Here is a 22,984-nt window from a genome sequence, read left to right as displayed (position 1 = left end):
AATCCAATAAATCGGCCTTGATAATCTGTTCAATTATTTTTCCTTAATACACGTTAATCCCTAAAAGTCCAGCTACAGTCAATAACGCCTTATGATATTCTGCATGTGCCTGCTGATAATGACGCTCTTCATCAAACAATGTACTCAACGCCGTGCTTAATTCAATGTAAGTATAGCGCCCCATTTGGTATCCATCTCTGGCAACCTGCAGTGATTGACGAGCCAAGGGCAACAACGACTCCGTAACCAGATTAGTCTCAAAAAGACCCTGTTCTGCCTGTAAATAAGCAGCGTAAAGATTTTGCCTTACCTCAAGTTGCGCCCCCTTCAGCTCGTGCAATGCTTGAGTATATTGGGCTTGTGCAGCATAAATAGTGCCCTGATTCCGATTATAAACAGGTACTTGTGAATAGGCTGAGACAACTGCCGCATTACTGCCATCATCTGAAAAATGACGTCCCCCCAACTGGATGTTCAAATCGGGCCACACGTCTTTTTTGGCTGACACAATTGCAGCACGTTTCGCCTGCACGACACGATGTTTTTCGATTAATAATGGGCTGTTGGCGATTTTTTTAAGAAGTTTTGGCCAAGTCCATCGTGTGTGTTTCAATCCCTCATCCGTAAGCTGATTATCTACTCGTAATTTGCCCCCTAAAAAGCGGGCTAATCTGGCCCGCAACATCAACGCATCACGTTCTGCCTTCATTTTTTGAATTCGTGCTTCACCCAGGCGCACCTGCGCCAGGCGCAAATCAAGCACACCGCCCGCACCGGCATCGACACGCCGCTGAATGGCAGAAACAATATCCACATTAACCTTCACCAGTTTTTTAGTCACTCTATGCCATTGGTCAGCATACAAAGCATCAATATAAGCCGTGCCCACCGCATTAAACAGCTGGAATTTATTCAGTTTAATTCGTGCCAAAGAAGTCTGATAATCGGCATAGGTCATTTTTTGTAAATACTGTAATCGGTGTCCCAATGGAATGGGCTGAGTAAGGGCTATGGTAGTTTCGGCGGACTCATAACCGGAATATTGCCCTGACCCGCCTATATTTTCCGCTGTAAACGCCAATTGTGGATTGGGGTACAGTTTACTTTGCATAAACATCCCTTTCATTGCATTCGCTTTATCCAGCTCGGCTTGTAATTCAGGATTATTTTGATAGGCTAAAGCAAGAGCACGTTGAAAAGTGAGAGCAGTATTTGCACCAATACTCTGAGACACAAGACTCAATACACTCAGTGTGATATAAAAAAAAATACGCATTCCCTGTCCTTCGCCATGAATCCATCACTCGATGCAATCAACCATGCATTCGTCTGTATATCATTTCATACTATCATGTACTTGCCCATATCAGAAAACGATAAACTAAAGAATAAACAGTAACTCTAACTATATCCCTTGGGAAGGTTAGGAAAAATCAAATAATGATTAAATTACACGCCAAACTATGGTATTGTGCCGGCCTCAAATCAAGTTCATCTAAAATAACGGAAATAAAATGTTGAACGTCTCATTGATTAAAAACCTATGGCAATCAAAACATCATCGGAACATAACATTGCTTGCCCTCGTTATTACCAGTCTTTTATTTTTTATAGGAAAATGGCTTTTTAACGCCAATAAGCTCCCACAACTGCCGCCTAATAAAGTGGTTGAAGTAGAAACGGTAACAACACAAACGCTAAACCAGACCATTCGTCTTTTAGGAACCGTTCATCCCAAACACACAACCACCTTGTTTGCCAAAGGAAGTGGAATGCTCGATGAAGTCGTGCCCACCGGTCAGAGAATAAAAAAAGGGGCGTTAATCGCCAAAATAGACAACCCCGATCTGGAAAAAAATCTACATCTTTCTGTCAGTGCGGCAACCTTGGCCAAAACACAATTGGAACGATACGCTCCTCTCATCCCAAAAGGCATTGTCAGCCCCAGAGAAGTTGAAGAAAAAAAACAAGCCTGGCTAAATGCGCAAAAAGAGTTATCCAGGGCAAAAATCGAAAGGGATAATCTGCGGTTCTATGCTCCTTTTGATGGCGTCATTGGCGCCTATAAAAAACGAGAAGGCGCTGAGGTCACCACTGGAGAAGCAGTGGTATCCATTTACGATCCAGGCTCTTTGGTTGTAGATTTTGATATTCCTTGCACTAATCTCAGCGATATTAACGAAGGGCAGACAGTCCGCATTCTTGGCAAAAAATATCCTTTATCCCACATCCAGAAAATGATTGATGAAACAACTCATATGTGCCCTGCCGACGTAGATATTCGTTGTGATAAATGCCTCTTGGGTGCAACCGTTGAGGTTGAATTGATCATCGCACAAAAACACAATACCTTAGTCGTCCCCAAAAACGCTTTGTTTCTAAGAAACAGCCAACCTTTTGTTTACATCGTAAAAAATAATAAAGTTGTTCTTGTGCCCATAAAAACCGGTCTGGAACAAGAAAATAGCATTGAAGTAACCGAAGGATTAGAAAAAGGTCAGCAGTTGGTTATTAAAGGACAAGACCGTCTTTATCCTGATATGACTGTAGACATCTACACGCCACCCACTAAAAACCAGCTGGGCTGATCATCTATGAAACTAACCGACTATTTCATCAAACATCCCGTCTCGGCCATCATCCTAAATAGCTTGATTGTTGTTTTGGGTATTCTGTGTTTGTATACTTTATCCGTGCGCGAATACCCTGATATTAGCGTTCCAACCATTAACGTTTATGCGTCATATCCTAATGCTAGCCCCGATTTAATAGAAACTTCGGTAACCAATATCCTTGAAGACAAACTGGCTGGCATTGAGGGCCTGGACGCCATCACATCACAATCTTCAGCGGGCAACGCCCAGATTACGTTGCTGTTTCGTGCAGGAACGGCAATGGATAAAGCCTTGAGCGCCACCCAAGATGTCGTCAATCAGGTCAAATCATTTTTACCCGTAGAAGTAAAATCTCCATATGTAGAACGCAAAATAAAATCCTCAGGACTTCCTTTTATAGGCGTAGCTCTGGAATCTTCTTTTCGTGATTTTGGGGAGTTGACCCATTATGCCAATCTTAATCTGAAAAATGCCTTTCGTAGCGTGCCAGGAGTAGCATCGGTAGATGTTTATGGTCAACCCTACACCTACACCATAAGCCTTGAACCCGATAAGCTTTTCTCCTTTGGTGTTAATGCCGACGAAGTCGTTAATGCCTTGGCCAAAAGCCGCATTTCACTGCCTGCAGGAAATTATCAAAATAAAATACCCAGCACCCTAGAGTCAGAGCTCAAAAGCAAAGAAGACTATGAAAATCTGCTCATCAAAACAACAAATCATCATCCCGTTTTTTTAAAATCTATTGCTCGGGTTGCACTGGAAACGGATAAAACGCAGACACGTGTTAGAGTGAATGGACATGCTGGTTTGATATTGGCCATTGACAGAGCAAATGATGCAAACCCGGTTGAAGTTTCCAAACACGTTCGTTTATCCCTTGCTGCATTACAGAAGACATTACCTGATGACATCAAAGCACAAGTGATTATTGATCAATCCGATTTCATTAATGCATCAATAAAAAACATCCATTCGTCCATCACAGAAGCCGTTTTTTTGGTTTTAGTCATAGTTTTTTTATTTTTAAGAAACATCAGGGCAACGATTATTCCTTTAGTAACTATCCCTATTTCACTCCTTGGTTCTTTATTATTCCTCAAATTATTTGGCTTTTCTTTAAATTTAATGACCCTGCTGGCCATGGTACTGGCTATTGGATTAGTCGTGGATGATGCCATTATCGTACTGGAAAATATCTGGCGGCATATTGAGCAGGGATTATCGCCCGGTGCCGCTGCTTTAAAAGGCGCAAAAGAGATAGGATTTGCAATAGTTGCAATGACCTTTACTCTTGCAAGTGTGTATCTGCCTGTTGCGTTTATGGAAGGTATGTTAGGGCAACTCTTTATTGAATTTGCAGTTGCATTAGCAGGCAGCGTGTTCATTTCAGGAATCGTTGCGTTGACCCTCTCCCCTTTAATGTGCGCTCATTTTTTAAAGAGTGATTCCAGTAACTGGTTTCCGCAGGTAGATCATGCGCTGGAACGCCTGACACACTATTACGCCCAAAGCTTGAACTGTGTTTTCAAACATCAAAAACTGACTCTTTTATTTGCTTTATTATCCTTATTGACCAGTGTCATCATGTATCAGCTTATTGGTCATGAAACAGCACCTAAAGAAGATCGTGGCTTGATTGGTGTTTATACGCCTTTTGTTCCTGGTGAAAACATTGATCAACTGGATGAAAAAATAACTAAAATTGAACAAACCATCAATGAACTTCCCGAATCAGATAACAAACTGACTTTTATGGGAAGCTGGGGAGCTACGGTTATTCTTCCTTTAAAACCTCATGCGCAAAGAAAACGCTCCGATGCTCAAATTGTAGAGGCACTTAAGCCTTCTTTTAATCGTTTCCCCTCCACAGATCCACACGTATGGAGCTGGGATACGGGGTTGCCCGGTATTGATAATGCAGGAAAAGGCACACAATTGAGCTTGGTCATTTCCAGTACAGACAGCTACAAAGAACTTTTTGAACACATGGAAAAGCTTAAAGCAACTTTAGACGCTAGCCAACTTTTTGAGAACACCAGTTATAATCTGCGTTTGGACACCTTAGGTTATTCTATTGAACTGAATCACAATCAAATCGCCAAGCTGGGGCTGACGCCGAGTCAGATTGCCAAAACAATTGAAATCTTTTTTAGTGGCGACAAATCACTCAATTTTGAGAAAAACGGGGTGCTCTATAATCTGACCATTCAAGGCAGTAGGTCTCCATGGACGCTTAATGAACTTTATGTCACAAACCCTGAAGGTAAACGTATTTCTCTTGGGGCAATTACGCAAATGAACGCCAAAGCGCAACCCGCATCACTGGAACATTATCAACAAATGCGTTCAACAACCTTAAGGGTAGGATTAACTAAAAAAGATTCAATGGAAAAAAACATGCATCAGTTATGGGACATAGTAAAAAATCAACTGCCACAACATTACAAACTCACCTGGACTGAGGCAGCTAAAGCCTTTTCTGAGTCCTCTCATGCCATGTTGTTTTTGTTATGTTTATCCTTGGCATTTATTTACGCCATATTAGCAACGCAATTTCAAAATTTTACCGATCCTTTGATTATCTTGGTTACCGTGCCTTTGGCCTGTTCAGGCGCATTGCTTTGCACCTATTTATCTGGTCAATCATTAAATATCTATACCCAGGTAGGCTTGATTACCCTTATCGGCTTAATCAGCAAACACGGAATTTTAATGGTGGAATTTGCCAATACCCTACAACAAGAGGGACTGTCATTTGCGAAGGCCATTCAAACAGCAGCGGTATTACGATTAAGACCTATTTTAATGACCACAGGAGCCATGGTTTTTGGAGCAATACCTCTGGTATTGTCCCACGATGCCGGAGCTGAATCACGTCATGCTATAGGTACTGTGTTGATCGGTGGTTTGTGTCTTGGCACCATTTTTACTCTCTTTGTATTACCTGCAATCTACAATCAGATTAAAAGTATTGCTGGCAAATCCCTCCAAGAGGCTTAGCGCATTAATGCTAATCTTTGCTCCAGGAGAGTCACATTGATGATGTTATTGCATTAGGGGATTATGGTTTAATGATAAAATAATTGGTATCAAATTCATAACAAGTCCAGTAGAGCAGTGACCCTTTAACCTCAACAGCAATAATTTTATTATCTAAAGCGCTCAATTCTGGTTGTGGTTTAAGATAACACACATGTTTTTGATTATCTAAAGTAACAAAATTAGCGCCATTACCGGTCTCAAAATAATTCGGAACAAGATAAGTAGATCGGGGGTTTTCCAAGTGTATGGGATAACCTGTAACCTCTATTTTATGGGCATGAACAGGGGAAAGAGCAAAAGCAGAAAGACTACCCAGGAATAAAATTAAACTGAACACAATCTGTAAGATGACGCCCATTACCCTATCTCCATCAATCTTTAAATGTACCGTAGGTACAAGTAAACAGCACGTAGTCAGAGGGCTTCTCGCCTATGCAATTTAAAATGACATCATAAGGTTCACTGGAGTTTCCCGAACGAATGTATTGGGTATTTACTCGAATCCCTCCTTTTCTTACACAAATATCATACAGTTCAGAAAAGATCTGAGATAACACTTTAGGTTCATGAGCATTTTCGTAACTTTGATTACACTCAGGCACTGGAGAGGATGGATGTGACAAGAGTATTGCGTAAGTTGGGGAAACAAATACTAAAAACAGTGACACAATGCCACAAAAAAAGAATCGCATCACCAACCTCCATGCTATAAATCCACCAATATGACTTAATATTAGACTTAAAATAACACTTTAGCAAAGTAACAAAGCCGCAACTAATTCTGTTGTTTATTTTATGTGCTAAATTTAAAGTATACTTCGCAAGGAAAATTTGATCATGGCAAAACACTGTATTGGGATACTTGTGCTGTTAAGTTTTATAACGACCCAGGCTGCTGTTGCTTCGCAACTGGAAGATCAGGAGCTTTGCGTGCAACAAACAATGCAAGCCTGTATGAACCAGTGCGAAAAATCCAATGATATTGCCTGCTCGGATGCCTGTCAGCAAAATGCTGACAATCAATGCATCGAGGCAGGAGAATAAGCGTTAAAGTCGATTTAACACCACTTTCTGCAATTCGTAACCTAAATCAATTCAGCAGGTGATAACGCAGAAACGGAACTGCTTGGTCTTGGCGTGTCAAAACATAATTTTTTCAATTCTCCAGCAATATTGCCCCAGGAAAATTTATCATAAGAAGCAGTACCTGCAGGCTTATGTTTCAGGAGACGATTCAGTTCATCCAGTAAATAACAGGAAAAAGAGTGATTGTTGTAACGGGTTTTTTCATCCAAAAAAAAATGAGACAAATAAACAAAAATTAGTTCATAAGAATCAAGTGGTTTTATTTGTTCAATCAAATTTTTAGCTTTTTCTACTCCTTCTGAATCATGCCGCCAGCCAGTAAACCAACCTGATTTATGGCGAGGATATTCCCCATTGGTAATGTGGGCATCATAATGTTGTATTGCTTTTTCCAAAGTTTTTTTAATGAGATCTATACCACTTTGACTGAAATCTAAATACTCGTCACTGGTCTCAATTTTGGATTGATTCATAAAAAATTGGCTTCCAGAACGGCTTGGAGGTCGGTGAGGGGGAACAGGTCTTGACAGGGTTGCATGGCTCAAACGAACCACCGCATGCGCTCCTTTACCAATACATTCCTTTTCCACAGTAGCGTGATTATCCATAGCATCATCGTAGCTCATAATAACTCCTTGTAAGTATTCCTATTACACAGAATAATAACATTGTATTTATTGGTAAAGCCCTGACATTTATTTGACCAACTACAGTTCTTGATTTTCGGTTCAATTCTCGTCATAGTGCCAGTGGCCTGGACAGAATCAATAAGACCATGGCTACCAATAACTCAAAATACCGCTTTTTTTTAGATTAAGGAATACCTATTCTATGGACAACATCATCCGATTTTTATGCAGCGTATTATTTAGCGCACCATCCGTTTTATTTGCAGCAGACAGGCTTGTTTTTGCAATAGACATCATTCGCCACGGTGACAGAACACCAATTTACTCACTACCTGCCGTTACTTATTCCTGGCCAGAAGGCCCAGGCCAACTCACCGCAGAAGGAATGAAACAGGAATACAATCTTGGGGAAGCATTGAGAAAAAAATATATTGAACAAACACACTTGTTACCAGAACATTATGAGTACGGAACCTTGTTCGTTCGTTCTACCGATTATGAGCGCACCCTGATGAGCGCCCAATCGTTCCTGCTAGGTCTGTACCCTCAAGGAACAGGACCCAGAACATCAGGGTCTACATCTCCTGCATTACCTCATGCATTCCAACCCCTGCCCATTTTCAGTGCGCCATCCCAATATGATGAAATGATTCTGCCGCATTTAAGTAAAGAGGAATACGAAACTTTAATGCAAAACCATGTCTATTCAACTCAGGAGTGGCAGGAAAAGAACAATGCGCTAAAAAATAAATACCCACTCTGGAGCCAACTAACTGGTGTCACCATTCATGCTCTGGAAGATTTACAACCGCTTGGAGATACCTTATACATCCATCAAATTCATCAAGCACCCATGCCTGCAGGATTAAGTGCAACAGACATTCAAACGATTATTGCAACCAGTAACTGGGTATTTACGGCTCAATTAAAGCCCAAAGAGATAGCTAATGCGTACAGCACTAAAATGATGACCAACATAGCCAACTTTCTTGAAAAAGGCAGTAAACAAAATACCCGATTGAAATACGTCTTGTTGTCTGCCCATGACACTACTGTTGCTGGAGCATTAAGCTTTTTGGGCGCCCCTTTGAACACTCCACCACCTTACGCAGCCAATCTCAATTTTTCACTTTATGAAAAAGGCACCAACTATTACACAGTAAAGGTCACTTACAATAATGAACCGGTGTTTATTCCAGGATGTGACAGCATGGAATGTGAGTTAAACCAATTTGTGTCACTGATTAAAATCTAACCTAATCAATAACAATTTGGCTTGGCAACCCATAAACAAACAGCGCAGTTTGCTTATGGGTAATCAAATAATCGTCAGTATTAATTAAAACCCTTGACCAACACAACTGGCGCAATAACTATCAATAAATAAAGCAACCTGTTTAAGATGTTTCATGGGCATTACATTCTGTTCACCAGGTAAGACCTGGGCAACATATGTCATGGTTTGAGTTTTTGCGTTATAAGCAGGTTCAGAGAGCTGCACTATAAAATTGACCTGATTTTTTTTCAATAAATGCACATTCAGCGCACTTAATGCAGCATTGGGCGCCATTTTTTTAAAGCCATCAGGGGTATTATTTGCCAGCCACTGCGTGACGAATTTTGCGGTAGGATAGACTCCTGTTATTCGATTAGGGCGATCAGAAAAATAATGAACGTATTCACCTGTATGCTTCAATTTTAACTGATAAAAACCTTCTTTACCTTTAATTGGCGTTAAAGAACCGGATTGACCTACCTGAACAAACATATAATTGAGTTTAGTCTTATGAGCCTGTGTCATAGGGGACTTGGCTTGAGCCAAGGAAGATAAAAGCACGGTAAACAGAGCAAAAAAGGCAATTGCGACTTTATTCATTGGAATTCTCCTGTGACTTATTGTGTATAAAATCTGTTTCGATAAATGACCTCTTCAAGTGGAGCCATAGAAGCAGTTGCCCTAAAGATTGGGCTGGATGCGTCAATCAGTCGTGCATAACTTATGCTAGCACACTTTTCATCATCTTTAAGCGCACTACCCGCTTGCTCATAGTTATAGCTAGACTCTTCTTCGCCGAATTGAGAGGATACATCATCTGATGAACTTTCGTTTTGTTCGCAAGAACTCTCTCTGGTTGAACCATCAGAATCACTGGCACTGCTTAAACTAAACTCGATATCGGACAACGATGAGTAGGGTTCAGAATCGCTGGAGTCACTGACAAAAGTGGTGGTTCCATAGCAGATGTCGCTCTGTACATTGAGCGCACGCTCTTCATCGATTGACGATGGTGAATCAGGTAAAATAACAGAGAATTTGGCGATCAAATCTGGACTGGCTACCCACAGATAGTGAAATAAATTAATCGCAGTAACCAGTACAGGAATAATAGCAGCCCACAAAACGGTTTGCTCCTGAATGACATCGCCATAGACTTTTTCAGCATCTGGAGATAAATAAAAGGTTCCAACAAAAGCCAGACAAAGAGTAAACAACTGAGCTGCGGTTAATGTGCGATTCATGATAATCGCATCATAACGCTCTTCTGGATTGGGTCTACCCAGCACATAACCGCCAATCACACCAGCGGCCAAAGTAATGCCCCAGCGCAGGTAGTATTCTAAATTTGCCTGAGTATTTACCTGCGCAATATCCATAAACGCCATGGTGACGCCATGAATGCTTGCCGCTGACTTCATCACAGCCGCAGCGGTTAACATCGAAGGATGGGTTACTATTCGGTTAATGATTGATTGTTCACGTTCAGGATCTGCTGCATTTGTTTTCAGATAATCCGTCTGTAAGGATTGAATAACCCCCAATACGCCACAAAAAGTAACAATAATACCCGCAGCCCAATTGGGAATTTGTACATCAGAACTGCGGGGTTCCGCTTCAATTAACTGCACAAATCGTGTCACTATTTCCATGGTCATGGGAAGGCTAAATGCTGTAGCACCCAAACCATCCATCAAAGACAAAGCAACTCTGTTTGCTTCTTTAACTTCTTTTACTTCTACTGCGTTTAAAGCACCGAGAGTGACATACGTAGCTGCTATTGCCGGGATTTGATACTCTGCCAAAATGCGCCGCATTTGTGGCACCAGATTTGGATAACCTTCCAGTACAGTAGTTAACAGTCCATACATGGCATTAGCCGCAAGAAATCCTGAACCAAAAGGCTTCAGATACCGCTGCGCACCCTGAACGCCTAGTTGTTGCATTGCCGACAACACAGAAGAGTATTCTGGCTCAGCATAGTGGTCAGCAAGCTCAATATCCTGAGAAAAATCCGGTGCGGTTTCAGAACTGCTGCTGCTTGGGTTGTCTGGCATGATGATATACTCCTTGGTAGTCGGATTAGTCATCATATAATTGAATGGATTAACTGATCATTAATTGTTCATTTAAAATGTGAATACAGATTATTAAAATTTTGTATAAGACTTATTTCAAGAAGGAGCTCCTGACGAAGCTCCCGGTCCAAGAATCCATCACAATGCGGCTTTTGCAACTTCCGGAGCATCTTCGACAACGCTGCTTACAACGCTATCCATCACAGAATTTTTTAAACCCTTTTGTCTGGATGGTGAAGCAAAGAATGGCTTTGATGATCCAACAAAATTCACCTGATGAGATAAATCAGGCTCACTCACTTGAGCTAAAGTTTGCGCCCCGCCTTCATCTCCATCTCGTGTATCAGCCTTGTCAAGATAATGATGATGGTGATTCTCGTGGTGAGAAGATTCAAAAGCATGGGAGAATTTATGGCCGGCTTTATAACCACAATACACCGTACCAGCAGCACATCCTGCGGTACCCACACCAGTGACAAAAGCAAGAGGAATACCCACAACGGACATGGCCAAACCCACTGTTGCAGTTGCAAGAACTACCGTACCTACTGCGGCAACTCCTGATAAAACAGCATAACCTGTTCCCTGGGCAAATTTAAGACTGCGGTTTTTCTTATGAGACATAATATCCTTCCTTAGATTTTTTATGAATTGAAAAAGCGGCCTTCATGTTCAAGTTGACATAGAAACAGTAACCCGTCAACGCAAAACTGTAGATTTGTATGCAAAGAGCAAAAACACTGAGCTTTAATCCTGAAATCAAGGTGAGTTACAAGAAAACAATTGATTGATAAGAGCGCAAGTATTATAATATATAAACACCAATATATTGTAGAGCATCTATGCAAATCCGTATCCTGCCTGTTGAAGGAAAAGAACTGATAATTGACGTAGAAAACGCCAATACCACCTGCAGCGAATTAAAACAGTTAATTGAAGCGCAACACCGCATAGACCGAGCGACTATTGGAATTATTTTTTGTGGCCTGGAGTGGCAAGACCAATTAACGTTTAAAGAACACATGCGCCTTGCAGCCCAAAATGGCAACGCCAGAGATGCAAACATCCAGCTAGGCTCAGAAACCGTGCTTCATCTTTGTAAAAAGCGAGTAATCAAAGATAATACTGAGTTTAATAGCTTTGATCCTGTCTTAATGATGGTATTAAGAACCAAACTGGATTGCCTTGTATCAGATCTTGCTCAAGCGAATCGACCGAAACTCGAAGCAAATGATAACGTAGCACTCTACTTGATTCATAAACTCAATACTGCCTACAAAACACTGAATTGCTCTAAATCTTCATGGCAAGAATCAAAGAAAATCTTTTATGAATCATGCTCAGAAGCGATTAATGAAGCAAAATTGGGGCTGTTAAACAATTTAGACTGGCAAGATAAATTGGCAAATTTTTTAAAAACTATAGCCAATATCCTTTTTTCCATTATACCTGTTTATGGCTCTAATTCGTTTTTTACTCTGAAAAAGCCCCAAACAGTTCAGGTTGTGGAAGATGCGGAACACGATATAACCCGTACTATTTATCCAACACAGAACTAAATCAGCAGGGATGTATTCATGCTCCCCTGGCTTCCCCGGGGGGCAATATCACTCCCCGTCTTAATAAACGATACAACATTATTTTTGTCATAACTGGCTCAAAGGGACTTATGGAGTAATTTTAAATTTTATCTTGCCTATGACTTAACATCTGAATCACTTCGTCATCAGACACTTGCGAAAAATGGTCATACCATTGTCCAACTGCATTAAAATGAGCAGGTTTTAAAGGACATACTATGTGATCAACGATTGCTTCCATGTTCTTGCATATCGCCGGTTCCGCAACCGGTACGGCAATAACCAGATGCTTGGGGGTTTGCTTACGAATTGCCAAAACAGCCGCACGCATGGTAAATCCAGTGGCTATTCCATCATCAACCAAAATGACGGTTTTTCCATTGAGTTGAAGAGGTAGACGATTTCTGCGATATAAAAACTCCCTGCGTTCTAACTCCTTTTTTTCTCGCTCAATAACGGTTTGAATTAAAGATGCATCCAAATCCAACTGTGCTATTAAGGATTCATTAAAAAGAATGATGCCTCCCGACGCTATTGCGCCCATAGCCAGCTCTTCCTGGCCCGGAACACCTAATTTTCTCACAACAAATACCTCGAGCGGTAAACCAAGAGAGTCTGCTAACTCAATAGCGACAGGAACACCCCCTCGAGGCAACGCCAAAATAATCACATTTGGTTGATGGGCATAAGATTGAAGGTAAGGAACCAAAACTTTTCCTGCGTCTCTTCTATCAGCATACGTATCCATATTGTCACTCCAGATTCCCTATTGATGCTCCAGTAATCAGAATCGGTTGATGCAACACATTAAGCGAGGCAGTTACTCATGGTTTTGCTACTGAGCACCCATTGAGTATAGATCACGTCACTATCTTTGATGAAAAAGCCGCAAAGATAAATTCTGTTTTGTTCTGTTGATAATAAATTACTTGTCTTGTACATTAATCGTCATTGAGCCAGCACTTTTCTGCTCGCTTATGGATTTAATAACTCTCAAAAAAAGGATGTTCCATGAAAAAACTCATTACCTTGACCCTGATGTGTTCTGCATTAAATACTTATGCAAATCAATTGGATTCTTATGAAAAAATCAACAACGCCATTACAAAGGGACGATTAGTTCGTATTGTTGTCGATTATGCCAAATGTACAGGGACTAATAAAAACTACAAAATGGCTCACTACAATTCAGCCTATACGCCTAATGAAATCGCTGTAAATAATGATGCGGGATATATTGCTGCCTCCATGCTGCATTTTACGCTGAATCACCCTCAATTTCCTGGTCAGGCAGTGTATGAATTTAACCGATATACTATTGCAAGTAATGGCACTGTTGCGGTGAGTTTCACCCCCTTAAATGCAACCAATTACACTCCCTTATCAGACAAAATTACCTTTGAATGCAAAATTAACGAATCAGCACATTTCTTTGCAAAGAATAGATAAATCCCTAAGCTTCATGAGCATTATGAGGTTGCAGGATTGGTATCATGGTTGTATGTACTCAACTCACTCCCTTCTCCCTTGGGGGAGAAGAGAGTATTTTATAGGAAAACTGATTGATGGTGAGAAAGCGGAGTAATGATCAAAAAAAATCAATTTGCACTTAACTCACTCCCTTCTCCCTCTGGGGAGAAGGGTTGGGGATGAGGGGAGGCTTGCGGTACGGTCTCAAGTTCATTCAGCACACTATCCATCACGCCTTGAATATTTTTAAATACATCATGGTTCCATATGCGCACCACTCTGTAGCCACGGCGTTCCAAATATTGAGAACGCCGTAAATCATAATCAACTGCATCCATATGTTGACTGCCATCAATTTCAACGATCAGTTTTTTTTCACGACACACAAAATCAACAATATAATTGCCAATAACGTGCTGTCGAATAAATTTATACCCACTTAATCGCCTGTTACGCAAATAATACCACATGCGGTTTTCCGCATCCGTCATAGTTTGCCTTAATGCTTTTGCTCGATTGTTCATGCTCTGTCTAAAAATTTTGATGCAATAAAATAGTGGATACAATTTAAATAGCGCTACAGATAGATCACTTAAAACTCAAATGAACAGGTTACATCCTGTGTTCAATTCTTCTGTATCCATTCGATTAACTAATAAAAACACGCAGATAATCTTATTGTTTATCCTTTGTCAATCTCGTGATTCACGTGCGTACCACACCCTCATCCCCAACCCTTCTCCCTCAAGGGAGAAGGGAGTATTTTACAGGAAAACTGATGGATAGTGATAAAGCAAGGTAATGATCATAAAAAAATTTGTACTCAAATTCTCCCTGCTCCCCTAGGGGATGAGGGGGAGACTTCCAGAACAATCTCAAGTTCATTTAGCACACTATCCATCACGCCCTAATGAATGGTGAGAAAACAGAGTAATAATCAAAAAAAATCAATTTGCACGAAAATCACTCCCTTCTCCCCTAGGGGAGAAGGGGATAAATCAAGGCAAAACTGATTAACCTCAAATCATTCTTAATGAGATCGATTATTTAATTCTCCCTCTTCTCCTACGCTGTGAGCAGAGAGAAGAAGAAAAACAATACGCTTAATTAAGCACCTGAGATGTTAAGTAAAAAACTACGGATGTCCATAAATAGAAGTATAATAATCCTCAGGGGTCACAAATTCATGACCCTTTATTTTTTTTTGTTCAAAAGCTGACTTTATTGATTCCGTTACTAATATATTGCCTTTCCATTCTTCATCTCGAGCAATATGGTGCTCATCCATACAACCCATTTTATAAGTTCCATACGAAATAGAGCTAATAGCAGTACCATCTGTTTTATATACGGATTTATCATGATCCAACCCAACTACAGTTGTTGTGATATTTAAAAGTTTGTAGTTGGTTAATATACCGTCTTTACAGTGAACCTCAGCATCAATCAACTGAATATCCTTGGGGCATAACTCTTTAAGAATGTCTACAATTCGTTCATTCACCAAAGGAGATGCTGAATTATTCGGAATGCAATCAAAGCCTTCAAGTTTAACCACAGACATATCATGATGAAAAATAGCCTTTTGCGCCAGTTGATCCTGAGCAATGAAGGTACCTCTGCGAAATAAAAATCTATCTGGAGACAGTGCTCTATCGTATTCAGCAATCAGTTTGTTTGGACAATTTCTTGGTTTTTCCCATAAATAAATCATCTGAATTTCCTGTCTTTATCTTTAATTAAAAGGATGATGGTTTCATTTTAGCATATAAATCCATCCTCCCTCCCCGAAGCTCTTGCCTCATCTCCGAGATTAATTCTCTTAGCGAAGTACGGTATTGGCTTTGACTCCAGTTATTACTTTTTCCTTTTTCAACAACAACATCCATCCGTTTACCAATATCATCCATCGCAAACTGGGTATGTCGGCCTGAATGAACTGAACGAGTTGGGTGAAATGACCGCTTTCCATCAGGTAAATAAATTCGATTAACCTGTGAATTAATATCTCGTTTGTTATTAAATCCAGCTAAACTTAATAATTCATGATCCTTAGTAGCATGGTTTGTTGGGCTTATAATGTGATGGCTTTGAAACCCCTGGGTAATGATGTGCCTAAAGCTTTGGCCACTGATCATGGAACCACTTAATGCCGTGATACCGGATGTGACTCTGGTTTGTGGCAACAAGCTGACTCCACCGTACACAAAAAAGGAATAGCGATTGCTTCTTTTATCCACATCGTGCCGGACACTTGCAGGTACCCAATAACATTGCTCATCAAGGTCATCATCAGAGCTCTCTTCTTCTCCAAGATGAATTTCCTCAAACCCGGATTTTAATCGTTCTTTAATCAACATGATTTCGTTCAACTGACGACGTGCCTCAAATAGGCCAATTTCTGCAGCCGCATCTCGACCGTAATCATCGAGGGCTTTGGCAACAAGCGTTGCGCTGCAATGAGCGAATCGTGGCTTAATCACAGCCAATACCTTTGAACGTTCAGTTGCAACTAAAAGATCTCTAAGAGGTTGAGGAGTGCCTCGCATGAATAAATGAATCACATGCTCCAGTTGCGACGAACTAACTCCTGACAAACTTGCAGAAAAAAGAGTCTTTAGTTCTTGTTTTATTGACGATTGCTTTCTTTGCGACATAGTCCTGGCAAGATCATTGCGTTGACGCTCGACTTCAGCATGGATAAGCGATGAAGGGGCTCCTGGATTATCTTTAGCCAGTTGTTGCGAGTACTGTCTGCACAGTTCATTCACTTCTTTAGAATAAGGACTTATTTCCAGACTGCCAATTTGTCGGGTAATATTCGTTAGCTGTTCCGACCATTTTTTATTTAATACCGAGGTAGCTAATTCAGTTACTAAAGCATCAAATTGATTAATAATGTTTTGACGCATTTGTTCAAAGGCATTTTTATAATATAAATTGATTAAAGGGTCTACCGATGGTTCAGTAGCAGCGGATGACGAGGCGTCACGATTTAATAATCCTCGTATGGCACTTAACTCCATAGTATTCTTATTATGCATCCCACTTAAAAAATTCACTAATGAGGTTATTTTACAAAGCTCCCTCAAACGCCCAAACTCAGGGAAATACTGAGCAAACTCATCATAATGCACGGTAAATTCATGAGCAAAAACGAACTCTGGCGAATAGCGAGTGGAAATACCCGTCTGACGGGATAATTCATTCGTTAACTGATACAAAAGGTGCATGTTTTGTGTTTTGGGAACAATCTGACCAGCGCTGTTTTTGGGCTGACGATACAAACGAATCAGTTTTTCATTGCATCCCGCAATAAGATGACCATGAACAATCTCGTTATATTCCCAGTACATTACTTTTGTTTCGGGGTAAATAAATATCATGGCATGGCCGCTTATCACTCTGCGCCCACTTAACAAATCGCTGTATTCTGACTGAGTCAGGACATAAACAGGCCATCCCTCATCTTCATTACCCACATCTTTAAGTTCACCATGAATATCTCGTTCCATACGATGTTTTTTTAACACCATTTTTAGAGAGCCTACTTCGATGCGGATGCTGTCTGCATCACTCTGTTCATCCGTCACGATTTGTTGTTCTTCGGCTTCTATCCAAAATCGGTGTAGCGCCCCGGAATGCTGTTTTTTGTGATAATCATAAATTATTTTTTTCAAATAATCGGGAAGATGCTCTATCATCTGATCCACTGAACGCTGCTCAAAGGGGTATTGCCCCTGGACTTCCTGATTTGTTGTTAAAAATTTTAATAAATAATCAGTCATTAACATGGTATTTAACAATTCGCTATTACCCAGTTTTCCAGGAGCAAAGCGCATCAAGTTAAATGGGTGATAGGGTTTATCCGAATCAATGGGATCAAGACTAAAAATACCGTGCGTAATTTTTTTCCGCAGCAATTGCTCCAGATCGAAAAAGGTAAACAGTTGCTCTGATGGAGGATAATCAGGCGACCATGGCGCCATGAAAAAAGAGAGTTCACCTGTTTTTTTATTCACTTCAACGCCATTGATCCTGCGATAAGTCATTAATTGCGGTGACTCGGGAAATGGCAAGGAGCGTGAAGGATTCAACCAACCCGATGCATCTCGATTTGCCATAATCCATTCGGAACTGACTCGCTGTTCTACATCAAAAAAAGTCCATCCTTTTGCAAATAATAATTCATCCATTAAATCCAGCCGGATTTTTTGTTCTAAATCAGGATCATGTTGTTCCTGATACCAGTTTTTCAAACAGGCTTCATAAGCATGATAAAGAATGGTGGAGTTGGCATGAGGTACGACAATAGTGTCTTCATGATTTTTATTGTACTCATAAACAGCCATTAACAGATTAAGATAACGGCGCATCAATGCACGTGTTTTATTCTTTTGCTCGAAAAAATCAAAGTTGGATTGCTGAATATCTAAAAACGGAAACACATCAGCAACCGTTAGGCAACTCTTTTTAAAAGCGAGCATTATTTCATTTGCCTTAGGAATCTCAAAACCAAATGCTGAAATGAATTTGATAATTTTGGTGTTTGCATACAGTTCAGTGAACGGGGTGGCGTGGTGCGCTAAACTCATGGCTTGAGTATAAATTTTTAGTGCGGTTGTTTCATCAGCCATTTGGATGATGGGATTAGGCTCTTGCAAGCCGGCTCGCTGAAAACTCAGACCAATTTGTAATAACGTATTGATTAATAGTTCTTCGCTGCTGGTCTCCATAAGAAAAGGAAGCCAATCGAGTAAACGAAAGGCTTTTTCTCGAAGTTGTTCTGCGCTGGACGCAAAGAATAATTCTCTTTTCATCTCTTTATCAAAGGAGTACAGCAATTTTAAATAGCGAATGACTTTGATGACATCGTGATTATTCTGGCTGGAATACAAATGAGCTTGCAATTGATGAATCTGATTTTGTATAGGTTCTATACCATCAAACAACGATAAATATTGAGGATTAAAAAGATCGTTACGATTATCCCAATCCAGATGAAGAGCATAGGCATATAAATTTCGGAACTGTTTGTTGTAAAACAGTGGCGCAATAAATTTTAAAGACTCATCATCACTATTTTTAGCATAATCAGTGATTTTAATAAGAGCATTGATCAGCAAATAATGAGCGCTTTCTGAACGTTCTGACATCACTAAAATCTCATAAACAGCCTCATAAAGAAGCGCTTCAGGAGATGATTTATTGGAGCGCAGCGAATTGCCAAAGCAATGGATTAAATGGCTCAAAGTCTCACCAAAGTAGTCTCCATTTAAAAAATTCCGCAGTATTTTAAGAGCATTACGTGCCGATAATTGCAATGCTTCCAAAGAAGGCAGGGATAGGCACTGCCAAAGTTGCTGTTTTCGGTTAATAAAAGAATAAATATCGTGATACCGTTCTTCTCTCTCGCCATAACGCAAAACATACAGTTCTGATTTAAAATGTTCACGATGTAAATAAGGCGTATTAAAAAACACTGGTGCACTTTTATATTGATTGACCAAGGCAAGGTGCTCTTGTCGGTAAGTAAATGAATACGGTTTCATCTTTCCAGGCATCAACAGTCCATCATCTCTGATCGAACTGCTTTGAGCACAATCAACGTCCTGCAGCACTTCGTAAGTCATGTCATAGTGCTGCCGTTTTATTGGGTCGCTTAATACGGCGTATGCTTCAGCAAGTTGCTTGAATTGCTGTTCATCTCCGCCTTTATCAGGATGTAAAGAAACAGCCTTTTGCCTGTAGGCTGTTTTTATTTCTCTGGTGGTCACATTACGGGATATACCCAGTATTTTGTAATAATCGCTCATCTCATTTAACTCCTTACAACCCTGTTGATAGGATAAGCGTTATTCCTTCTGCTTCTTCCGCTCGTTCCTGCCAATAAACTGCTTTTTCGTTATTGGATACATTTTTAAATAACTGGCTCAATAATTTTTGTTCCCGGGAGTCAAGCTCCCCTCCTAAACGCTCTAAAGGTGGAAAAGCATCTCTATCCCCTGATGATGCGAGTTGAAAATAGAATTTAAATGATTTTCTATCGTTCCTGGGAACGTCAACATGATCGACCTGATACGCTTGCGCCAACCACCGCTTGGCACTGTGATCACCCTTTGCACTGGCATGTTTATAGCAACGAACAACCCTTGGCCAGTTGGTTTTCATCTCGTGCAATTCACCAAAATACAGATTGGCTATGTCCATAAAGTGCTGCGCATTTAACCGAGTGGAACTTATGAGCGTCTCTAGTTGCACTGTAGCCTCCTGCGCCCCTTGAGCCTCAGCAAGAATAAAGTGTTTTGCAGCATGGACCAAATCAGCTGGCGCCCCAGAATGACCAAGCAGAAGCAGTCCCAGATGGTAATGAGCTAAAGCTTTGCTCTGTGAATCATTTGACTGTTGTCTTTGAATTATTTTTTCAAAACATTGATACGCCAGGTTTGGGTCAGGTTGAATATGCTCAGAGCCATTCACACACAGTAATGCCAGATTATTTAACTCCTCTGAACTTACTTTGTCCGTATCAATAAAGGAGTAAAAGAAATGGTTATAGAGTTCATTATTCTGTTGGCTCGCTAATAAATAATAAAATCCGGCTTTTTGCATGTGATGTTCAATGACCGTATTATCCTCATATAAACGACCAACTCTATGGGCGTATAATGGGCTGCCAAGGGTCAGTTCTCTTAATTTATCAATGGCAATACCCACATTTTTTTCAGCAAGGCGAATAAAACACGCCAAAGCCTGATTCAAATCTTCATATTCATCAAGGTATAACTGGGCGATGCTGTAATGAAAAAGATCATCATCCAATTCGTTTGCCAGTCTTTGTAAGTTGAAAAATGCCTTTTCATGTTTCTTTTTTGCAGCAATCCTGTAGTAGTTAAATGATTTACTCGCATCTTTTTCCAAAGACCCGGACACCATAAATGGGTCGTACAATTCCCCCAATCTAAAAGCGGCATCTGCATTATAAGTGAGCAGTGCTTTTTCATAAAAAGACAAGGCAGAGCGCATATCCTGTTTGCGTTCAAAGTGTTGTGCCAGTGTCAGGTAGTGTTGTTCGTCAAACGACGTGTTATTTAAATAGGCGATTGCCTGGACGTGGTGTTGTTCGGCAGCAGCAAGACAATACTCTATTGCTTCCGAAAATTGTCTTAGCGGATGATGATAGGCAACACCCAGCAAATATTGCGCATGACTCACCCCTTTTGTTGCACAATACTCCACGATTATTTGTGCTTTGGCATGCCCTGATTTCATCGCAACAACATAATACTCCAAAGCTTTTTCTAAATGATGACTCACATCAATATTGCGCTCATATAACTTACCCATTGTATACGCCAAATCAGCATGATGAGCTAACAGGGTATTAATCTGTTCAATTGTCGATTCTGCATTTTTATCTATGAGGTATTTAAAAATCAAACAGGCATCACGAAGGCTGCCGAATGGATGAAAATAAATTAAACCGGTTTGCCAGTACAAATCATCATCGTTTAATTGTTTAGCAAGCGAAACCATAGAAGATAATCCCCTTTCATTCAGTTGTTCGGCTGCGGCTTTAAAATAATGAAATGCCTTTAATGCGTTTCGCTCATGAGCAATAACCTGACTGGAACTGGCACTTAATGTACAGCCATAAAAGGGATCATGCAATTCGCCAAGACGTAAAGCCGCATTCTGACTTTCAAGAGCCAAGGCCTTTTCATAAAAAGAAATAGCACAAGGAATGTTATTTTTTTGCTCGTAATGATGAGCAAGATGAAGGTAATGCTGTTCATCAAAATTGGCATTATTTAAATATGCAGTTGCTTTTAAATGGTGTTGTTCCGCTGCCCGCAGGCAATAATGAATTGCCTGTGAAAAGGCTCCTCTGGGGTGATAAAATTTGCAGCCCAGAGAGTATTGGGCATCACTGTTGCCATGGTCAGCTAATTGCTTTAATGCCTTTGTGGCTCGTGGGTGATTTAATTGCATGGCCAAAGCGTAAAAATAACACGCTTTTTGCAGTGCGTCATCGGATCCACTACGCTCGTATTGTAAGCCAATATTAAACGCATATTCTGCATGAGGAACTCTTGTTTTGTGTAACAGGATGAGTTGTCTTAAATCGGCTCGTGCTGCATAAGAACGTAATTCAGTTATCTCTTCGTTTATAAGGAACAATTCTCTATGCTCTATTAGAGCTTCCAGAATATAAGTATCTAAAGAATGATTCATCAATCTTGAGTTTTGCATTAAATGAGTGCGCAATACGCTCATAGGATTAATCAATGGATTGTCAGAAAGGAAGGAGTGCAACTGAGTGGCTCTATTTTCGCCAAAAGGGGTAAAATGTCTGAGATAAGTAAAGAAGGTCACAATATACCCCCTATTATCTGGAGCGCTTTTATTGTTGCGCCAGGCAAGATAATTGGTAATCGCAGCAATTATTATTGTTCTTTGTTGCTCATATATTTTACTGATTATTTTAGGTGTATTGGACTTGCTGTTATCCATGGTCTGATTTCCTTTAAATACAGGGCGGCACATCACATGATAACGTATTCACCATGTGGTTTAATAAGAAAAATTTATGCTGATTTTTTGTAACACATCCATTAAAAGCATGTGATCATATACAAAAAAATGTTTTTTTCAATCACTTTTGATACATAAAACACATTTTTTAATCACGACAAGGAGGGATAGAGGTTAGAAGTACCTATATGACAGATTATTATCAGTACTATTTTTTAAAAAAGGACGCATGATTGTTCGTAACAAGGATTTGTATATCCCTGTAAAGGACGAGTTAACAGGGTTTTGTACCTAAGATGAGTTTTTCATCAGCGCATCGATAAACAGATTTTTTAGCCCAATTCCATGTCGCTTGCTTGCAAATCACGGTGTACTAAGGCTAAATAATGCTAGTGGTGTATCGGATAGAACACAATTAAAAAAGGGTTATATTTTAACTGTTAAAAATTATAAGGAGATAATATGTCTAGTGAAATTACAAGCAGCCAAAATCTGGGTTTTGAAATTTTATTTGATACAGGAATAGTGGTTGACTCATCACTGAGTTCCTGCTGTTGCAGCTGTTGTACTTCCTGTTGTTGTTCTGCTGCCACCGCAACACCCTGTGACGAATTCTTTGAAGATTAATCCCTTTAGCATGTAGCCTGGTTGCTTGCAACCAGGACTTCATTCT

19 protein-coding genes are annotated in these 22,984 nt (G+C 40.2%); 7 read left to right on the top strand and 12 right to left on the bottom strand.

The genetic code is table 11. The features are described 5' to 3' along the window. Window positions 1-43: 43 nt before the first annotated feature. A complete protein-coding gene (locus Lwor_RS00090) occupies window positions 44-1,276 on the bottom strand; it encodes a TolC family protein (RefSeq protein ID WP_058491589.1) in 1,233 nt (410 codons plus the stop codon). Between the two features lie 238 nt (window positions 1,277-1,514). On the opposite strand from Lwor_RS00090, the gene Lwor_RS00085 reads away from it, so the two are divergent. Both Lwor_RS00085 and lpeB read left to right on the top strand, forming a co-directional pair. Then, window positions 1,515-2,588: an efflux RND transporter periplasmic adaptor subunit gene (locus Lwor_RS00085; RefSeq protein ID WP_058491587.1), complete on the top strand. Its 1,074-nt coding sequence runs from the start codon at window positions 1,515-1,517 to the stop codon at window positions 2,586-2,588. 6 nt (window positions 2,589-2,594) lie between these two features. Further along, window positions 2,595-5,615 carry a multidrug efflux RND transporter permease subunit LpeB gene (gene lpeB / locus Lwor_RS00080; protein ID WP_058491585.1) on the top strand — a complete coding sequence of 1,007 codons (3,021 nt, stop codon included), beginning with the start codon at window positions 2,595-2,597 and terminating at the stop codon, window positions 5,613-5,615. A 61-nt stretch (window positions 5,616-5,676) separates the two neighbouring features. Here lpeB and Lwor_RS00075 read toward each other — a convergent pair whose 3' ends face one another. Next, window positions 5,677-6,015, bottom strand: a complete 339-nt coding sequence (locus tag Lwor_RS00075; RefSeq protein WP_058491583.1) for a hypothetical protein — start codon at window positions 6,013-6,015, stop codon at window positions 5,677-5,679. Between the two features lie 13 nt (window positions 6,016-6,028). Further along, a complete protein-coding gene (locus Lwor_RS00070; protein ID WP_058491581.1) occupies window positions 6,029-6,349 on the bottom strand; it encodes a hypothetical protein in 321 nt (106 codons plus the stop codon). Between the two features lie 145 nt (window positions 6,350-6,494). On the opposite strand from Lwor_RS00070, the gene Lwor_RS00065 reads away from it, so the two are divergent. After that, window positions 6,495-6,701 carry a hypothetical protein gene (locus Lwor_RS00065; protein ID WP_058491579.1) on the top strand — a complete coding sequence of 69 codons (207 nt, stop codon included), beginning with the start codon at window positions 6,495-6,497 and terminating at the stop codon, window positions 6,699-6,701. Between the two features lie 41 nt (window positions 6,702-6,742). On the opposite strand, the gene Lwor_RS00060 is transcribed toward Lwor_RS00065, so the two are convergent. After that, complete coding sequence (locus tag Lwor_RS00060; protein ID WP_058491577.1) at window positions 6,743-7,369, bottom strand: hypothetical protein; 627 nt, start codon at window positions 7,367-7,369, stop codon at window positions 6,743-6,745. 205 nt (window positions 7,370-7,574) lie between these two features. Here Lwor_RS00060 and Lwor_RS00055 point away from each other — a divergent pair, with 205 nt between their 5' ends. Further along, window positions 7,575-8,627 (top strand): histidine phosphatase family protein, encoded by a 1,053-nt coding sequence (locus Lwor_RS00055; protein WP_058491575.1) that lies wholly within the window; start codon window positions 7,575-7,577, stop codon window positions 8,625-8,627. Between the two features lie 84 nt (window positions 8,628-8,711). Here Lwor_RS00055 and Lwor_RS00050 read toward each other — a convergent pair whose 3' ends face one another. From Lwor_RS00050 to Lwor_RS00040, 3 genes are all read right to left on the bottom strand, one after another. Next, window positions 8,712-9,248, bottom strand: coding sequence for a hypothetical protein (locus Lwor_RS00050; RefSeq protein WP_058491570.1), 537 nt, complete (start codon window positions 9,246-9,248; stop codon window positions 8,712-8,714). A gap of 17 nt (window positions 9,249-9,265) precedes the next feature. Continuing rightward, window positions 9,266-10,705: a hypothetical protein gene (locus Lwor_RS00045; protein WP_058491568.1), complete on the bottom strand. Its 1,440-nt coding sequence runs from the start codon at window positions 10,703-10,705 to the stop codon at window positions 9,266-9,268. Window positions 10,706-10,864: 159 nt separating this feature from the next. Then, a complete protein-coding gene (locus tag Lwor_RS00040) occupies window positions 10,865-11,350 on the bottom strand; it encodes a hypothetical protein (RefSeq protein ID WP_058491566.1) in 486 nt (161 codons plus the stop codon). 218 nt (window positions 11,351-11,568) lie between these two features. Between Lwor_RS00040 and Lwor_RS00035 the strand changes: the two genes are divergently transcribed. Then, window positions 11,569-12,285, top strand: coding sequence for a ubiquitin family protein (locus Lwor_RS00035; RefSeq protein ID WP_058491564.1), 717 nt, complete (start codon window positions 11,569-11,571; stop codon window positions 12,283-12,285). A 121-nt stretch (window positions 12,286-12,406) separates the two neighbouring features. Here the strand turns inward: Lwor_RS00035 and Lwor_RS00030 are convergent, their stop codons facing one another. Continuing rightward, window positions 12,407-13,054 carry a phosphoribosyltransferase gene (locus tag Lwor_RS00030; protein ID WP_058491563.1) on the bottom strand — a complete coding sequence of 216 codons (648 nt, stop codon included), beginning with the start codon at window positions 13,052-13,054 and terminating at the stop codon, window positions 12,407-12,409. A 263-nt stretch (window positions 13,055-13,317) separates the two neighbouring features. Between Lwor_RS00030 and Lwor_RS00025 the strand changes: the two genes are divergently transcribed. After that, window positions 13,318-13,755 carry a VirK family protein gene (locus Lwor_RS00025; RefSeq protein ID WP_058491561.1) on the top strand — a complete coding sequence of 146 codons (438 nt, stop codon included), beginning with the start codon at window positions 13,318-13,320 and terminating at the stop codon, window positions 13,753-13,755. Window positions 13,756-13,904: 149 nt separating this feature from the next. On the opposite strand, the gene Lwor_RS00020 is transcribed toward Lwor_RS00025, so the two are convergent. The 4 genes from Lwor_RS00020 to Lwor_RS00005 all read right to left on the bottom strand — a co-directional run bounded on the left by Lwor_RS00020 (window position 13,905) and on the right by Lwor_RS00005 (window position 22,290). Beyond that, the gene (locus Lwor_RS00020; RefSeq protein WP_202967147.1) at window positions 13,905-14,300 is read right to left on the bottom strand and encodes an endonuclease domain-containing protein; all 396 of its coding nucleotides are present in this window, start codon (window positions 14,298-14,300) and stop codon (window positions 13,905-13,907) included. Between the two features lie 611 nt (window positions 14,301-14,911). Then, window positions 14,912-15,490, bottom strand: coding sequence for an imm11 family protein (locus Lwor_RS00015; RefSeq protein WP_058491559.1), 579 nt, complete (start codon window positions 15,488-15,490; stop codon window positions 14,912-14,914). Between the two features lie 25 nt (window positions 15,491-15,515). Then, a complete protein-coding gene (locus Lwor_RS14190) occupies window positions 15,516-19,592 on the bottom strand; it encodes a DnaJ domain-containing protein (protein WP_058491557.1) in 4,077 nt (1,358 codons plus the stop codon). Between the two features lie 13 nt (window positions 19,593-19,605). Beyond that, window positions 19,606-22,290 carry a tetratricopeptide repeat protein gene (locus Lwor_RS00005; RefSeq protein WP_058491555.1) on the bottom strand — a complete coding sequence of 895 codons (2,685 nt, stop codon included), beginning with the start codon at window positions 22,288-22,290 and terminating at the stop codon, window positions 19,606-19,608. A 483-nt stretch (window positions 22,291-22,773) separates the two neighbouring features. Here Lwor_RS00005 and Lwor_RS13615 point away from each other — a divergent pair, with 483 nt between their 5' ends. Beyond that, a complete protein-coding gene (locus tag Lwor_RS13615) occupies window positions 22,774-22,938 on the top strand; it encodes a hypothetical protein (protein WP_157063112.1) in 165 nt (54 codons plus the stop codon). The last annotated feature ends 46 nt before the right edge of the window (window positions 22,939-22,984 follow it).

The organism is Legionella worsleiensis, from assembly GCF_001467535.1.
GTDB classification, from domain to species: domain Bacteria; phylum Pseudomonadota; class Gammaproteobacteria; order Legionellales; family Legionellaceae; genus Legionella; species Legionella worsleiensis.
Note: the sequence above shows the minus strand (reverse complement) of the source record. Positions and strands in the feature narration are given on the sequence as shown.

Bases quoted from the DNA above. Each gene is read 5' to 3' on its own strand.
- Lwor_RS00035 (WP_058491564.1), top strand. From the start codon at position 11,569: ATGCAAATCCGTATCCTGCCTGTTGAAGGAAAAGAACTGATAATTGAC.
- Lwor_RS00085 (WP_058491587.1), top strand. From the start codon at position 1,515: ATGTTGAACGTCTCATTGATTAAAAACCTATGGCAATCAAAACATCAT.
- Lwor_RS00020 (WP_202967147.1), bottom strand. From the start codon at position 14,300: ATGAACAATCGAGCAAAAGCATTAAGGCAAACTATGACGGATGCGGAA.
- Lwor_RS13615 (WP_157063112.1), top strand. From the start codon at position 22,774: ATGTCTAGTGAAATTACAAGCAGCCAAAATCTGGGTTTTGAAATTTTA.
- Lwor_RS00090 (WP_058491589.1), bottom strand. From the start codon at position 1,276: ATGCGTATTTTTTTTTATATCACACTGAGTGTATTGAGTCTTGTGTCT.
- Lwor_RS00030 (WP_058491563.1), bottom strand. From the start codon at position 13,054: ATGGATACGTATGCTGATAGAAGAGACGCAGGAAAAGTTTTGGTTCCT.
- Lwor_RS00055 (WP_058491575.1), top strand. From the start codon at position 7,575: ATGGACAACATCATCCGATTTTTATGCAGCGTATTATTTAGCGCACCA.
- Lwor_RS00045 (WP_058491568.1), bottom strand. From the start codon at position 10,705: ATGCCAGACAACCCAAGCAGCAGCAGTTCTGAAACCGCACCGGATTTT.
- Lwor_RS00025 (WP_058491561.1), top strand. From the start codon at position 13,318: ATGAAAAAACTCATTACCTTGACCCTGATGTGTTCTGCATTAAATACT.
- Lwor_RS00060 (WP_058491577.1), bottom strand. From the start codon at position 7,369: ATGAGCTACGATGATGCTATGGATAATCACGCTACTGTGGAAAAGGAA.
- Lwor_RS00015 (WP_058491559.1), bottom strand. From the start codon at position 15,490: ATGATTTATTTATGGGAAAAACCAAGAAATTGTCCAAACAAACTGATT.
- Lwor_RS00040 (WP_058491566.1), bottom strand. From the start codon at position 11,350: ATGTCTCATAAGAAAAACCGCAGTCTTAAATTTGCCCAGGGAACAGGT.
- Lwor_RS00070 (WP_058491581.1), bottom strand. From the start codon at position 6,349: ATGCGATTCTTTTTTTGTGGCATTGTGTCACTGTTTTTAGTATTTGTT.
- Lwor_RS00075 (WP_058491583.1), bottom strand. From the start codon at position 6,015: ATGGGCGTCATCTTACAGATTGTGTTCAGTTTAATTTTATTCCTGGGT.
- Lwor_RS00005 (WP_058491555.1), bottom strand. From the start codon at position 22,290: ATGGATAACAGCAAGTCCAATACACCTAAAATAATCAGTAAAATATAT.
- Lwor_RS00050 (WP_058491570.1), bottom strand. From the start codon at position 9,248: ATGAATAAAGTCGCAATTGCCTTTTTTGCTCTGTTTACCGTGCTTTTA.
- lpeB (WP_058491585.1), top strand. From the start codon at position 2,595: ATGAAACTAACCGACTATTTCATCAAACATCCCGTCTCGGCCATCATC.
- Lwor_RS00065 (WP_058491579.1), top strand. From the start codon at position 6,495: ATGGCAAAACACTGTATTGGGATACTTGTGCTGTTAAGTTTTATAACG.
- Lwor_RS14190 (WP_058491557.1), bottom strand. From the start codon at position 19,592: ATGAGCGATTATTACAAAATACTGGGTATATCCCGTAATGTGACCACC.